Annotated in this window: 12 protein-coding genes; 9 read left to right on the top strand and 3 right to left on the bottom strand. The window is 66.9% G+C overall.

Going from position 1 to position 14,604, the window contains the following annotated elements:
• The first annotated feature begins 5 nt into the window (after positions 1-5).
• The 3 genes from E4J89_RS06480 to E4J89_RS06470 all read left to right on the top strand — a co-directional run bounded on the left by E4J89_RS06480 (position 6) and on the right by E4J89_RS06470 (position 4,072).
• Positions 6-1,337 (top strand): hemolysin family protein, encoded by a 1,332-nt coding sequence (locus tag E4J89_RS06480; protein ID WP_136785326.1) that lies wholly within the window; start codon positions 6-8, stop codon positions 1,335-1,337.
• Positions 1,338-1,366: 29 nt separating this feature from the next.
• On the top strand, positions 1,367-2,314 hold the full coding sequence (gene era, locus E4J89_RS06475; protein ID WP_136785479.1) for a GTPase Era: 948 nt from the start codon (positions 1,367-1,369) through the stop codon (positions 2,312-2,314).
• Positions 2,315-2,428: 114 nt separating this feature from the next.
• A complete protein-coding gene (locus E4J89_RS06470; protein ID WP_240691756.1) occupies positions 2,429-4,072 on the top strand; it encodes an LCP family protein in 1,644 nt (547 codons plus the stop codon).
• 6 nt (positions 4,073-4,078) lie between these two features.
• Here the strand turns inward: E4J89_RS06470 and E4J89_RS06465 are convergent, their stop codons facing one another.
• On the bottom strand, positions 4,079-6,019 hold the full coding sequence (locus E4J89_RS06465; RefSeq protein WP_136785325.1) for a M13-type metalloendopeptidase: 1,941 nt from the start codon (positions 6,017-6,019) through the stop codon (positions 4,079-4,081).
• A 211-nt stretch (positions 6,020-6,230) separates the two neighbouring features.
• Between E4J89_RS06465 and leuA the strand changes: the two genes are divergently transcribed.
• The 3 genes from leuA to E4J89_RS06450 all read left to right on the top strand — a co-directional run bounded on the left by leuA (position 6,231) and on the right by E4J89_RS06450 (position 9,611).
• Positions 6,231-7,982: a 2-isopropylmalate synthase gene (leuA, locus tag E4J89_RS06460; RefSeq protein ID WP_136785324.1), complete on the top strand. Its 1,752-nt coding sequence runs from the start codon at positions 6,231-6,233 to the stop codon at positions 7,980-7,982.
• 79 nt (positions 7,983-8,061) lie between these two features.
• The gene (recO, locus tag E4J89_RS06455) at positions 8,062-8,814 is read left to right on the top strand and encodes a DNA repair protein RecO (RefSeq protein ID WP_136785323.1); all 753 of its coding nucleotides are present in this window, start codon (positions 8,062-8,064) and stop codon (positions 8,812-8,814) included.
• The gene (locus E4J89_RS06450) at positions 8,811-9,611 is read left to right on the top strand and encodes an isoprenyl transferase (RefSeq protein WP_240691755.1); all 801 of its coding nucleotides are present in this window, start codon (positions 8,811-8,813) and stop codon (positions 9,609-9,611) included. The genes recO and E4J89_RS06450 overlap by 4 nt, the downstream gene beginning before the upstream one ends.
• On the opposite strand, the gene E4J89_RS06445 is transcribed toward E4J89_RS06450, so the two are convergent.
• Positions 9,608-10,657 carry an alpha/beta hydrolase gene (locus tag E4J89_RS06445; RefSeq protein WP_240691754.1) on the bottom strand — a complete coding sequence of 350 codons (1,050 nt, stop codon included), beginning with the start codon at positions 10,655-10,657 and terminating at the stop codon, positions 9,608-9,610. The two genes, E4J89_RS06450 and E4J89_RS06445, sit on opposite strands and share 4 nt — an antisense overlap.
• Positions 10,658-10,715: 58 nt before the next feature.
• Here E4J89_RS06445 and E4J89_RS06440 point away from each other — a divergent pair, with 58 nt between their 5' ends.
• Positions 10,716-11,783 carry a quinone-dependent dihydroorotate dehydrogenase gene (locus E4J89_RS06440; RefSeq protein WP_136785322.1) on the top strand — a complete coding sequence of 356 codons (1,068 nt, stop codon included), beginning with the start codon at positions 10,716-10,718 and terminating at the stop codon, positions 11,781-11,783.
• 105 nt (positions 11,784-11,888) lie between these two features.
• Here E4J89_RS06440 and E4J89_RS06435 read toward each other — a convergent pair whose 3' ends face one another.
• On the bottom strand, positions 11,889-12,470 hold the full coding sequence (locus tag E4J89_RS06435; RefSeq protein ID WP_136785321.1) for a DUF3043 domain-containing protein: 582 nt from the start codon (positions 12,468-12,470) through the stop codon (positions 11,889-11,891).
• A gap of 112 nt (positions 12,471-12,582) precedes the next feature.
• Between E4J89_RS06435 and E4J89_RS06430 the strand changes: the two genes are divergently transcribed.
• Together E4J89_RS06430 and E4J89_RS06425 are read left to right on the top strand one after the other, a co-directional pair.
• Entirely contained in the window at positions 12,583-13,962 is a 1,380-nt protein-coding gene (locus E4J89_RS06430; RefSeq protein ID WP_136785320.1) for a dipeptidase, read from the top strand.
• 139 nt (positions 13,963-14,101) lie between these two features.
• Positions 14,102-14,488, top strand: coding sequence for an iron-sulfur cluster assembly accessory protein (locus E4J89_RS06425; protein WP_136785319.1), 387 nt, complete (start codon positions 14,102-14,104; stop codon positions 14,486-14,488).
• Positions 14,489-14,604 lie beyond the last annotated feature (116 nt).

Raw genomic sequence — 14,604 nt, 5'->3', positions numbered from 1 at the left:
CGACGATGCTCTGGGTTCTTGCCGGCATGACGCTGGCTTTTATACTTGTCGCCGGCGCGCTCACGGCTGCCGAGGCAGCGTTCACGTATTTGCCGCGCCATGACGCCGAACAGTTGCTGCGGTCCGGACGGAGCCGCAGCCTGCGCGTCATCCTGGCCTCGCCGGCCGCGCACATGCATGCGCTCCGTTTCTGGCGGGTCTGGTTCGAGATGGCCGCAGCCGTAGCCATCGCGCTGCTCTTCCACGATCTGCTGGACAACATCTGGTTGGCGGGTCTGCTCGCCACCGCCACCATGGCCGGCGTCGGGTTCGTATTGGTCGGGGTTTCGCCGCGCCAGCTGGGCCGGATGCACGCCAGCGCCGTGGTGCTCTCCACCGCGTTGCTGGTCCGGATGCTGTGCGCGGTGCTGGGGCCGGTGCCGCAGTGGCTGGTGCGCCTGGGCAGTGCGGTTGCGCCGAACGCGCCCCGCGCCGACGCCGCCTTCTTCACCGAAGAAGAGTTCCGCGAACTAGTGGACCGGGCCAACGAATCGGACATGATCGAGGACACGGAAGCGGAACTGATCCATTCGGTCTTCGAACTGGGCGACACCAAGGTCAAGTCGGTGATGGTGCCGCGCACGGACATGCTGAGCATCGATTCCGGCTCCACCCTGCAGGAGGCCATGACGCTGTTCCTGCAGTCCGGCTACTCGCGCATCCCGGTGATCATGGACACCGCCGACCAGGTCCGCGGCATCCTTTACCTGAAGGACGTCGCTGCCCGGATCCATGGGAGGGCCGACCACGGCGCCGGCATCTTGGTGGACCAGATCTGCCGCGAGGTCCGCTACGTGCCGGAGTCCAAGGCGGTGGGGGAATTGCTGCAGGAAATGCAGCGCGAGTCCACGCATGTGGCGATCGTGATCGACGAGTACGGCGGAACCGCCGGGCTGGTCACGCTGGAGGACCTGATCGAAGAGATCGTCGGCGAAATCGTCGACGAGTATGACACCGAGCGCCCCGAGATCGAAGCGCTGCCGGACGGACGGTTCCGCGTCAGCGCCCGCACCGGCATCGACGACGTCGGTGAACTGTTCGGCTTGGAGCTGGACGATGAAGAGGTGGACACGGTCGGCGGGCTGCTGGCCAAAAGCCTGGGCCGGGTGCCGATCGTGGGCAGCGAGGTCCTGCTGGACGGCCTGCACCTGCGCGCGGAACGGCTGGAGGGGCGGCGCAACCGCGTCAGCCACGTGCTGGCCTGGTACGACGCGCCGCCAGAGGCGCAGTCCAGCCACGACGACGGAGCTGCCGCCACTGACACCGCGCGCCTGCCCGGGACTGAGAGGGAACGATGACAGAGAACACATCCGATGCTGGAAAGCCCATGGCGATGCCGTCCAGCGGCTGGCCGGACGACTACCGCGCCGGTTTTGTCTCGCTGGTGGGCCGGCCCAACGCGGGCAAGTCCACGCTGACGAATGCCCTGGTCGGGCAGAAAGTGGCCATCACGTCCGCCAAGCCGCAGACCACCCGGCACACCATCCGCGGGATCGTGCACCGGCCGGACGCCCAGCTGGTGCTGGTGGATACCCCCGGACTGCACCGGCCGCGGACCCTGCTGGGGCAGCGGCTGAACGACCTGGTGGCCGATACGCTCTCGGAAGTCGATGCGATCGGTTTCTGCCTGCCGGCCAATGAGAAGATCGGCCCCGGCGACCGGTTCATCGCCAGCCAGTTGGCCGGCCTGGCCCGCAAGCCCGTGGTGGCACTGGTGACCAAGACCGATCTGGTGGACAAGCAGGCGCTGGCCGAGCAGCTGCTGTCGGTGGCCGGACTCGGTACCGAAGTCTTCGGTGCGGAGGGATTCGCTGCCATCGTGCCGGTGTCCGCCGCCAAGGGCGACCAGGTCCAGACCGTCGCCGACGTCTTGGTCCAACAGATGCCGCTGTCGCCGCCGCTGTACCCGGACGGCGAACTCACGGATGAACCGGAGGCCGTGATGGTGGCCGAATTGATCCGCGAGGCCGCGCTGGAGGGTGTGCGCGACGAGTTGCCGCACTCCTTGGCCGTGGTGGTGGAGGAGATCGTTCCGCGCGAAGGCCGCAGCGCCGACAACCCGCTGCTGGACGTCCGGGTGAACCTGTTCGTGGAACGTCCGTCACAGAAGGCCATCATCATCGGCAAGGGCGGGGCCAGGCTGCGCGACGTCGGCACCCGGGCCCGCAAGGGGATCGAGGGCCTGCTCGGCACCCGGGTCTATCTGGACCTGCATGTGAAAATCGCCAAGGACTGGCAGCGCGACCCCAAGCAGTTGGTACGCCTGGGTTTCTAGGCTGGGGCTTAATCCGGGAACTTTACCCAGCTGCAGGCCGTACAATACTTAGCGGCCTGCGTTCGCGTAGGCCAATTGTGCATCAAATTTTTCAATGGATTGAGGGGAAAGCCAGTGGCTCATCGCGGCAGCTCCAGTGATGAACCGCAGACCCCGACCGGGCCAACCCCGCAGCGGCCCGGACCGTCGCGGCGTTCCACCCCGCGCCACATGGGCCGGGGCCCCCGTTTGCTGTGGCTGAAGATCGTCTCCGGTGTGCTGGCCCTGGCGCTGGCGGCCGGCGTCGGCGTCGTCGTCTTCAAAATCGTCGGCCTGCGCGACAGCATCACCACGTCGCCGCTGAACCTGAGCACCGGCGGGCCGGGTCTTCCGGTGGATCTGAGCCGGGATCCCGTGCAGATCCTCGTCCTGGGGACGGACACGCGGGACGGCACCGGCGGCAAGTACGGCTCGAATGATTCGTCGTCGGGCTGGGGCAAATCGGACGTGATGATGCTGGTCAACATGTCCGCGGACCGCAAACGCGTCACCGTGGTCAGCCTGCCCCGTGACCTGCTCACTACGATCCCCAGCTGCACGGATCCGGAGACCGGCCAGGTTTATCCGGAACAGCAGTCTGCCCAGCTCAACGCCGCCCTCAGCTACGGTGGCCCGGGCTGCACCGTCGCGGCAGTGAACGAGATGACCGGACTGGAGATCGACCACTTCATGATGGCCGACTTCAACGCGGTCAAGGAACTCTCCACCGTCATCGGCGGCGTGGACGTCTGCGTCAACGAACCGATCAACGACAGCTACTCGAAGCTGAAGCTGCCGGCGGGCGTCAGCTCGGTGCAGGGCGAGCAGGCGCTGGCGTTCCTGCGCACCCGCCACTCCTTCGGCGACGGCGGAGACCGCGGCAGGATCAGGGCACAACAGAGCTTCCTGGCCTCGATGGCCCGCAAGATCCAGTCCGAGGGGACTTTGACCAATGTGCCCCGTTTGTATTCCATTGCCGAGGCAGTGGTCAGCAACCTGACCGTGGACGAGGGACTGGCGGAAATTCCCCGGCTGCTGGCGCTGGCGGACCGGATCAAGTCCGTGGATCTCGGCAAGGTCGCCTTCGTCTCGCTGCCCACCCAGGCCTCTCCGGTGGACGAGAACCGCCTGGTCCTGGACGAGGAACCGGCGCAGGAGCTGTTCCGGATCCTGCGCAAAGACGGCGACGTCACCGCCCCCGAGGTGAACGCCGCCGGATCCTCCGGTGCCCAGTCCTCCGACGCGCAGGCCACCGACGGCGCCACCGGCGATACGGGCGCCGGAACGCCGAACAGCGACGACGGCGGTGCTGCCGCCGACGCATCCACCGCCCCCGGGAACGACCCCACGGCCGGTGAGGACGTGCCGGCCTTCGATCCGGCCGTGCAGCCTGTCCAGGTGATCAATGCCTCCGGTGCAGCGGACCGCGGCGAGGAAATGGCCAAGCAGTTGCATGAACTGGGCTACCTGCTGGCCGCTCCGGTGGCCGGCGACGCGGAGCGGACAACCACCCAGCTGTTCTACTCCGCCGGCTTCGAACAGGTTGCCCAGTCCCTGGCTAAGGAACTCAACGTTCCGCAGGCCAACGTACTGGTCTCCGGCGACTACTACGGCGTCGCGCTGTCGGTGGGGCAGGACTTCGCCAGCGGTAAACAGCTGGCGAAGACCGGCGGTGTGGCAGGCGGCTTCAAGGGCCAGACCGCCGATCAGGTGACCTGTCAGCAGTCCGGCGCCTTCTAGCCGGCGCTACCAGATCCGGACCCGCTGCTCCGGGTCGAGCCAGAGTCCGTCGCCCTCGGCCGTTCCGAACGTGTCGTGAAAGGCATCCAGGTTGCGCACCACCTGGTTGCAGCGGAATTCGTTCGGGGAGTGCGGATCGATGGCCAGCCGGCGCACCGCCTCTTCGGAGCGGATCTTCTGGCGCCAGCATTCGGCCCAGGAGTAGAAGAACCGCTCGCTGCCGGTCAGCCCGTCGACCACCGGGGCTTCCTCGCCCTGCAGGCTCAGTTGGTAGGCGCGGTAGGCGATGGCCAGGCCGCCGAGGTCGCCGATGTTCTCGCCCAGGGTGAGTTCGCCGTTGACAGTGCTGCCGGGAGCCTCCGCCGGACTGAGCGCCGCGTATTGCGCCACCAGCTTGCCGGTGAGGTGTTCGAAGGCAGCCCGGTCTTCGTCCGACCACCAATTCCGCAGCGCGCCGGTGCCGTCGTACTGCGAGCCTTTGTCGTCGAAGCCGTGGCCGATTTCGTGGCCAATGACCGCGCCGATGGCTCCGTAGTTGGCGGCAGCATCGGCGTCGGCGTCGAAGAAGGGCGGCTGCAGGATCGCGGCCGGGAAGACGATTTCGTTCATGGTCGGCATGTAGTACGCGTTGACCGTCTGCGGGGTCATGTGCCACTCGGCGTCGTCGATAGGACCGCCCAATTTGGCCAGATTGCGGCGGACCTCAAACTCATTGGAGGCGTGGACATTGGCCCAGACATCCTCCACCGGCACGAAGCTGGAATAGTCGATCCACTTTTCCGGGTAGCCGATTTTGGTCCGGAAGCCTGCCAGCTTCTCCAGCGCCTTCGCGATCGTGGCCTCGGTCATCCATGGCAGGCCGGAGATGCTTTCCCGGTAGGCTGCCAGCAGGTTGCCGACCAGTTCTTCCATTCGTGCCTTGTGCGTCGGCGGGAAATGCCGGGCCACGTATTCCTCCCCGATGGCTTCGCCGAGGGCACCTTCCACCAGCGCCACCCCGCGCTTCCACCGCTCCTTCAGTTCCGGAGTACCGCTCAGCGTACGGCCGTAGAAGCCGAAGTGGGTCTGCACCGCCTCGTCGTGAAGGTAGGGTGCCGCCGTCGTCAGCAGTTGCAAGCGCAGCCAGGCCTGCCAGGCTTCCAGAGGTTCGCTGTCCAGCAATGCGTCCAGCGTGCGCAGGAATTCCGGCTGGCAGACCACCATATCGGCAGCGCCGGCTGCTTCCGGCCCCAGTGCGGCCAGCCATTCCGGCATCCATCCGGCCACCGCTTCCACCTGTTCGGCGGTGCGCAGGTTGTAGGTCTGCTGCGGGTCGCGGCAGGAAACCTTATCCAGGTGGCCGGCCGCCAGTTTGTGCTCCAGGTCCAGCGCTGCGTCGGCCTGTGCCGGATCAAAGCCGGCCAGTTGCAGCATCTTCCCGGCGTAGTCCAGGTAGGCGTCGCGGATGGGGCTGAATTCCTCCTCGCGGTAGTAGGCCTCGTCCGGCAGGCCGAGCCCGGCCTGATACAGGTAGATCACGTAGCGGGTGGGGTCGCCGGCGTCGTTGTTGACAAAGAAGGCCAACGGATAGGCCGCGCCGCTACGGCTGAAGGCCCCGATGACCTCACGCAGGCCGTCCCGGTCGGAGATTTTGGCAACGGCGGCAAACTGCTCGGCCAACGGGGAGAAGCCCTTGGCCTCGACCGTTGCGGTGTCCATGAAGCCGGCATACAGCATGCCGATCTTGCCGGCCGGGCTGGCCGGGTCGGGATGCTTGGCGGCGTCTTCGATGATGGCGTGCACGGCCTCTTCGGACGCATCGCGCAGGGCGGTGAAGGAGCCTTCCAAGGCGCGGTCGTCCGGGATGTCGGTCACCGCGAGCCACGTGCCATTGACGTGCCGGAAGAGGTCGTCCTGCGGGCGGACGGCCGGGTCGACGTTGGACAATACGATTCCGGAGCGGCTCATGTGGCGCCTCATTTCATAGTTGTGTCAGCGTTTCCCTCACATCCTACGCACCGTGCTAGTGTGAAATTGTGCGCGCAGGAATGCTCCTTCTTAGCTGCCGCGGCGAGGCCACGCGAACTACTGTTTGACAGGCCGAACCCTCGCTGCGGAGTTTGTGTTGCCCGGCCAAAATTCTTCAATTAGCTCTCATGAGAAAAGGCCACACACTAAAATGCGAAACGCACAAAAGCCCTCCGGAATGCCCATCCATAAGTACATTCCGTTCCAGGACCAGATCACTGTAGAACTGCCGGACCGCACCTGGCCGGACAAGGTGATGACCAAGGCCCCGCGCTGGTGCGCCGTGGACCTGCGCGACGGCAACCAGGCGCTGATCGACCCGATGAGCCCCGAGCGCAAGCACAAAATGTTCGACCTGCTGGTGGGCATGGGCTTCAAGGAGATTGAGGTCGGGTTCCCCTCGGCGTCGCAGACCGACTTCGACTTTGTCCGCCAACTGATCGAAGGCGACCGGATCCCCGACGACGTCACCATCCAGGTCCTGACGCAGTCCCGCGAACATCTGATCGAGCGCACCTACGAATCGATCGCCGGTGCCGGCCGCGCCATCGTTCACCTGTACAACTCCACTTCCGTGCTGCAGCGCCGCGTGGTGTTCCGCGAGGACCAGGACGGCATCGTGGACATCGCCCTGCAGGGCGCCCGGCTGTGCCGCAAGTACGAAGAGGGCCTGAAGGGCACCGAGATCACCTACGAGTACTCGCCCGAGTCCTACACCGGGACCGAACTGGAGTTCGCCGCCCGGATCTGCAACGCGGTCACCGACGTCTTTGAAATCTCGGCGGACCGGAACGTGATCCTGAACCTGCCGGCCACGGTGGAGATGGCCACGCCGAACGTCTACGCCGATTCCATCGAATGGATGTCGCGGAACCTGTCCAACCGGGAGCATGTGATCCTCTCACTGCACCCGCACAACGACCGCGGGACCGGCGTGGCGGCGGCGGAACTGGGCTACCTGGCCGGCGCCGACCGGATCGAGGGCTGCCTGTTCGGCAACGGCGAGCGGACCGGCAACGTGGACCTGGTGACCCTGGGGCTGAACATGTTCAGCCAGGGCATCGACCCGATGATCGACTTTTCCAACATCGACGACGTCCGCCGCACGGTGGAATACTGCAACCAGCTGCCGGTGCCCGAACGCTCCCCGTACGGCGGGGATCTGGTCTTCACCGCCTTCTCCGGCTCCCACCAGGACGCCATCAAGAAGGGCTTCGAGGCCATGGAAGCCGACGCCGCCGAACAGGGCAAGACGGTTGACGAACTGACCTGGGCCGTACCGTACCTGCCGGTGGACCCCAAGGACCTGGGCCGCAGCTACGAAGCGGTGATCCGGGTCAACTCGCAGTCCGGCAAGGGCGGCGTGGCCTACCTGCTCAAGCACGAGCACAAGCTGGACCTGCCGCGCCGGGCGCAGATCGAATTCTCCGGCGTGATCCAGCGCCGCACGGACACCGTCGGCGGCGAAGTCAGCCCGGCGCAGCTGTGGGAGGTCTTTAACGACGAGTACCTGCCCACCCCGGAGAACAGCTGGGGCCACTACACCCTGGGCTCGGTGAAGACCGACAGCGCCGAGGACGGGACCTTCCAGCTGACCGCCACCATGGGCGTGGACGGAGTGCAGAGCCGCCGCACGGCCGAGGGCAACGGACCGATCGCCGCACTGCTGGAGATCTTCCGCCAGGACGGCGTGGACGTGCGGGTCCTGGACTACACCGAGCATGCGCTGTCCGAAGGGGGCAACGCCCGGGCAGCAGCCTATGTCGAGTGCGCCGTGGGCGAGCGGGTGCTCTGGGGGGTCGGCATCGACACCAACACCACGATGTCTTCGCTGAAGGCCGTGGTGTCCGCGGTGAACCGCGCCATCCGCGACGAAGCCGCCAAGAGCGTCAGTTCGCTCTAGCTCCGGCGCCGAAACCGTCATTGCGGGCCTTCCTGCCGTACCGCGGCGGGAAGGCCCGCTTTAGTGGGAGAATAGAACGGTGTCCAACAGATCTTTCGCCTCCCGTACCTACCGGGACCAGGGCGTCATCTTGCGGACCCACAAACTCGGCGAAGCCGACCGCATCATCACCTTGCTCACCAAGCAGCACGGCCAAATCCGGGCGGTAGCCAAGGGTGTCCGCCGCACCAGCAGCAAATTCGGTGCGGTGCTGGAACCGTTCATGGTGGCGGACCTGCAACTGGTCTCCGGACGCAGCCTCGACATTGTCACGCAGGCCCAGATGGTGGGCCCCTATGGCCGGGACATCGCCGCCGACTACACCAAATACACCTCCGCGGCCGCGATCTGCGAGACCGCGGAAAAACTCACCGACGTGGACGGCGAATCCGCCAGCGCGCAGTACGGGCTGGTCATCGGCGCGCTCTCCGCGCTGAGCCGCAGCGTGCACGCGCCCGAACTGATCCTCGATTCCTACCTGCTGCGTGCCTTGGCGACCGCAGGCTGGGCCCCCAGTTTTGACCAATGTGCCCGCTGCGGTGCTCCGGGTCCGCACAGCGCCTTCAACGCGCCGCTGGGCGGTGCGGTCTGCCATGACTGCCGTCCGCCTGGATCGGCCTCGCCCGCGCCGCAAACCATGGAGCTGCTAGCCGCCCTGCTCTCGGCCGACTGGCCGGCGGCGGACGCCTCGGCCACCGGTCCGCGCCGCGAGGCCGCCGGGCTGGTGGCCAGTTATCTGCAGTGGCATCTGGAACGAACCCTGAAATCCCTCAAGCATGTGGAGCGAGTGTGACCCCAACTTCCCGGCAACCACAGCAGCCCTGGCCGCACCCGTCCGGCGCCCAGCCGCCCACCCTGCCTGCGGCGCTGGTTCCGGACCATGTGGCCATTGTGATGGACGGCAACGGCCGCTGGGCCAACCAGCGCGGCCTGCCGCGCACCGAGGGGCACCGGGCCGGTGAAGCCGCGCTGCTGGACGTGATGGCCGGCGCCATCGAGATCGGCGTCAAACACGTCAGCGTGTACGCCTTTTCCACCGAGAACTGGAAGCGGTCCCCGGAGGAGGTGCGCTTCCTGATGGGCTTCAGCCGCGACGTGCTGCGGCGCCAGCGCGACCAGTTGGACGCGTGGGGTGTGCGCATCCGCTGGTCCGGCCGTCGGCCGCGGCTGTGGAAGTCGGTGGTCAACGAACTGGAGGTCGCCGAGCGCCAGACCGCCGGGAACTCCACCTGCACCCTGACCATGTGCGTGAACTACGGCGGCCGGGCGGAAATCGCCGACGCCGCTGCCGCCATCGCCGCCGACGTTGCGGCCGGGAGGCTGCGTGCGTCGTCGGTCTCGGAAAAGACCATCCAGCGCTACCTTGACGAGCCGGACCTGCCGGACGTCGACTTGTTCCTGCGCACCTCCGGGGAGCAGCGGTTCTCCAACTTCATGCTCTGGCAGTCGGCGTATGCCGAGATGGTGTTCATGGATACCCTGTGGCCCGATGTCGACCGGCGCACGCTGTGGGAGGCCATCGACATCTACGCCCGCCGCGACCGCCGGTACGGGGGAGCTGTGGACGCTGCCGCCGCCGGCGGCGCCTAGGCGGTTTGCGGTGGAAGGGCCGGGCGTTCGCTCGTGCCCAGCATGTAAGCCTGTGCCCAGCGCTGCAGCCGAGCATAGGCGTCGTCGCGCACGTCCGACCGTGAGAGGAAGACATCGTGCACGGCATCCTGCACCTGCTCGATGGTGACGCTGCTGCCCAGCCGCACCGCCCGTTCGGTCATCGTGCGGATGTCGAGCACCACGTCGGTGTTCTTCATGTCCTCATGCCACACCGGTCCGTTCATGCTGCGCGTCGAGGACATCACCAGCACCGGAATCTCCAGGTCGAGGCCCTTCGCAACCTTCGCCTGCCCGTCCCAGATGGCGCTGAGCCAGCCGGCCCGCACCGGAAAGGACTCCGGCGGACGCAGCCTGGGGTCCAGGTCCCACTCGCCCTCGGCCGTGCGGCTGATGCTGCGGTAATAGAAGCCCCGGACGGGGAGTTTGATCTCGGCCTCCGGCTTCATCCGGGCCAACGGTTCAAGCACGGCTCCCGCTGCACGGCGGACCAAGGAGCTGCCATGCATTTCCAGCCAGGGGCTGTTCAGCACCAGCGCACGCAGCCGGCCCGGATGTTCGGCCGCCCACAGGGACGCCACCAGCCCTCCGGTGGAGTGTCCCATCAGCGTGATGTTGGTCTCCGACCCGCCGGTTTCCTCGCCGATCAGTTCCAGCGCCAGGGAGATCTCGTCGTCGTACTGGCGCAGATCCGTGACGAAGCCGGCGGGCTCGCCCTCCTGGAGACTGCGGCCGTGGTGGTGCAGATCCAGCGCGTAAAACGCCACCCCTTGTCGGTGCCAGAATCCGGCCAACTCGGTGTTGAAGAAATAGTCGCTCCAGCCGTGCACGTACAGCACGGCATGGCCGCCGGGGGAGCGCTGCGGGGACTGAGGCAGATAGCGGACCAGCGTGGCCCGCTGCGGTGCCCCGTCCACGGCCGGAACCTGCAGGACGGTGGACTCGAACTCCGCACCGAGCATGTCTTCCTGCCAGTCGGCTGCCATCGCCAGGGTGGTCCTTCCTTTCGCCACGGTCGCTGACCCCATGCTAACTCCTCAGGCGACACGGTTTGGTGCGGCGGCCCGCACACGGAAAACTAGGACCATGCGCCTGTACCCAGCCTTCTTCCGCGCCGCGTTCTCCTGGATGGACGCCGAGCGCGCACACCGAATCGGTTTCCAGCTCATCCGGACCGCACACCGCTGCGGTGCCGGGGCCGTGCTGCGGCGGCTGACCCATCCGCATCCGTCACTGGCCACCGAGGCCCTGGGACTGCGCTTCCCGTCGCCGTTCGGCCTGGCTGCCGGCTTCGATAAAGAAGGCCACGGCATCGAGGCGCTGGCGGATCTGGGCTTCGGTGCGGTGGAGGTCGGCACCATCACCGGCAGCGCCCAGCCTGGCAACGCACAGCCCCGGCTGTTCCGGCTGATCGAGGACCGCGCCGTGATTAACCGGATGGGATTCAACAACGACGGCGCGGCGGCGGTCGCACCGCGGATCGCCGCCGCACGACGCGGCCTTGCCGCCCGGTATGGTGAGCTGCGCCCGGTGATCGGCGTCAATATCGGCAAGACCAAGGTGGTGGAACTGGACGACGCCACCGAGGACTACCTGAAGAGCACCCGGCTGCTGGCCTCATCTGCCGACTACCTGGTGGTCAATGTGTCCTCGCCGAACACGCCGGGCCTGCGGTTGCTGCAAAGCGTCGAGACGTTGCGGCCGCTGCTGCAGGCAGTCCGGGAGACGGCCGATACGGCGGCCGGGCGGCATGTGCCGCTGCTGGTCAAGATCGCCCCCGACCTCAGCGACGAGGACATCGACGACGTCGCCCGGCTGGCGCTGGAACTGGCGCTGGACGGGATTATCGCGACCAATACGACCATTGCCCGCGACGGTTTGGTGTCCGACCCCGCCAAGGTCGCTGCCTGCGGCGACGGAGGCCTGTCCGGTGCTCCCTTGAAGCAGCGGTCGCTTGAGGTGCTGCGCCGGCTGCGCACCGCCGTCGGACCTGACTTGGTGCTGGTGGCGGTGGGCGGCGTGGAGACGGCCGACGACGTCCAGGAGCGGCTGGATGCCGGTGCCACGCTGGTGCAGGGCTACACGGCATTCCTGTACGAGGGGCCATTCTGGGCCAGCCGGATCAACCGGGGCCTGGCGAAGTTGCGGCGCTGACTAGACCGAAGCCGGCCCCCACTCGGCCGGCAAGCATATCGGGCATGAAAAAGGGTCGGGAGCAACGTTGCTCCCGACCCTTGATGCGGTGTTCTCCGCGCAGAATCAGCTGGGGTATTCTCCGCGCTTGACCTGCGGCTTCGGCAGGCGCATCCGGCGCAACTGCAGTCCGCGCATGACGCCGTACCACACGGCGCCGCGCTCCACCTCGCCGAACTTGGCGGTCAGGCGCTTCTTCAGCTGCCGGCCCAGGATGAACGCGTCGACGGCCACCAGCCCCAGCAGCACCCAGAAGCCCACCAGGATGAAGGCCTGCACGTTGAGGTCGCGGACGAAGCTGAGGATCACGAAGATCAGGGCGAAGACAATCAGGAATTCGCCCAGCACCCAGCGGGCGTCGACGAAGTCGCGGACAAAGCGCTTCTGCGGGCCCTTGTCGCGGAACGGCAGGTAACGCTCGTCGCCCGTGTTCATCGCCTCGCGCATCTTCAGCCGCTGGTCCGCCTGGGCAAGCCGGTTGGCGTCGCGCGCTGCCTTGCGGTCGTTCGGGACCAGCGGGCGCTTCCGCGCAGCTTCCTGGTCCTTGCGCCGAGGTGTTGGCGCGCCCTTGCCGTCCTTGGGCTGGGCCGGGCTGGCCTGGTCGATGGTTTCTTGGGGCGTGGGAGCCTCTTTTTTACGTCCGAACACCAGTCAAGAATACCGGACCGGCCGCGCCTATCCGCCAGCTGTGAAGCACCGGCCCGGCGGCTGCCTTGCGGGCATCGGCGCGAGGCGCTGGGCGGGCGGTAGGGTGGCGGCTATGACCAATGTGAACGTACAACAACTCGCCGCCGCGGTCGACTCCGACATGGGGCGCACCATCTCCTCGCTGGAGCAGCTGGTCTCCATCCCCGGCATCGCCTGGGCGGCCTTCGATCCGCAGGATTTGGTCCGCAGCGCCGACGCCGTAGCCGGCTTGGTCCGCGAGCTCGGGCTGGAGGACGTGCAGATCCTCAGCGTGCCGAACGGCGAATCGGACGGCGGCCCTGCGGTGGTGGCCCGCCGTCCGGCAGCAGCGGGCAAGCCGACCGTCCTGCTGTACGCGCACCACGATGTGCAGCCGCCGGGGGATCCGGCCCTGTGGCGGACCGAACCGTTCAAGGCCACGGAGATCGACGGGCGGCTCTACGGTCGTGGCACCGCCGACGACAAGGCCGGAATCATGGTCCACCTCGCCTCGTTGCGGGCGCTGCTGGAGGTCCTCGGCGACGACTTCGGCGTCGGCGTCACCTTCTTCTTCGAGGGGGAGGAGGAAGCAGGTTCGCCGACCTTCCGTTCTTTCCTCGAGACCCACCGCGAGCTGCTGCGGGCCGACGCCATCATCGTGGCCGACTCCAGCAACTGGAAGGTCGGCGTTCCTGCCCTGACCACCAGCCTGCGCGGCCTCGTCGACGGCACGGTGGAACTGCGCGTACTGGAACACGCCGTCCATTCAGGCATGTTCGGCGGTCCGCTGCTGGATGCGCCCACCCTGCTCGCGCGGCTGATCGCCACGTTCCACGACGACGACGGCGCTGTCGCCATCGACGGGCTAGTCTCTGCTTCGCCCGCGTCGGTCGACTACCCGGAAGAGGACTTCCGTCGCGATTCCTCGGTGCTGGAGTCAGTGCAGCTGGCCGGTACCGGCAGCATCGCCGACCGGCTGTGGAACAAGCCGGCCCTCTCCGTGATCGGAATCGACGCTCCCAGTGTGGAGCTGGCTTCCAACACGCTGATCCCTGCGGCCCGGGCCAAGATCAGCCTGCGCCTCGCGCCGGGCCAGGACCCGGATCAGGCGATGGATGCGGTAGCGGCCCACGTGGCTGCCCATGCGCCGTTCGGGGCCGAGGCCACGTTCGTGCCGGGGGAGCGGGGCCAGGCCTTCGCCACCGATACCGCCGCACCCGCGGCCCAGGCCGCGCTGTGGGCGCTGGAACAGGCCTGGGGCACTCGGCCGGTGGAGGCCGGCATGGGCGGATCGATCCCGTTCATCGCTGACCTGACGGAGATCTATCCGCAGGCACAGATCCTGATCAGCGGTGTGGAGGATCCCGATTCGCGGGCGCATTCGGCCAATGAGTCGCTGCATCTGGGGGACTTCCGCAACGCGGTCCTGGCTCAGGCGCTGCTGCTGGCGCGGGTGAATGAGCACGGCATCTGAAGCGGAGTCCAGAAAGGCTCGGAGGCCGGCCAAGTTATCCCATTTTGGGCGTCGGGACGTACGATGGAACGGTAGCCCGACGCACCACTGAGTAATAGCAGCAGGTCACCGGACGGCCCGTTATAGATAAGGAAGTGCAATGAGCGCAACGACCAACTCATCCGCCCCCACCACGGCTGAAGAAACCGCAGAACTGCCCACGCATGAAGTGGCTCTGACCGACGTGGCAGCGGGGAAGGTGCGCAGTCTCCTGGAACAGGAAGGCCGTACCGACCTGCGCCTGCGGGTTGCGGTCCAGCCCGGCGGATGCTCCGGCCTGATCTACCAACTGTATTTCGACGAGCGGATGCTCGACGGCGACGCAGTCCGTGATTTCGACGGCGTTGAGGTGGTCGTGGACAAGATGAGCGTTCCTTATCTGTCCGGCGCCTCGATTGACTTCGAGGACACCATCTCCAAGCAGGGATTCACCATCGACAATCCGAACGCCGGTGGCTCCTGCGCCTGTGGGGACTCGTTCCACTAACAGCTGGCGGGGGCGTTCCCCGGCTGCAGCAGCGGCCGACGCACAGGGGAGCCTGTCACATGAAAGTCATGTGTGCGGGTAAGCTCTACAGTGAGTAGTAAAACTGGATATGAGGC

This window comes from Arthrobacter sp. CAU 1506, assembly GCF_005047635.1.
GTDB lineage: Bacteria > Actinomycetota > Actinomycetes > Actinomycetales > Micrococcaceae > Crystallibacter.
Note: the sequence above shows the minus strand (reverse complement) of the source record. Positions and strands in the feature narration are given on the sequence as shown.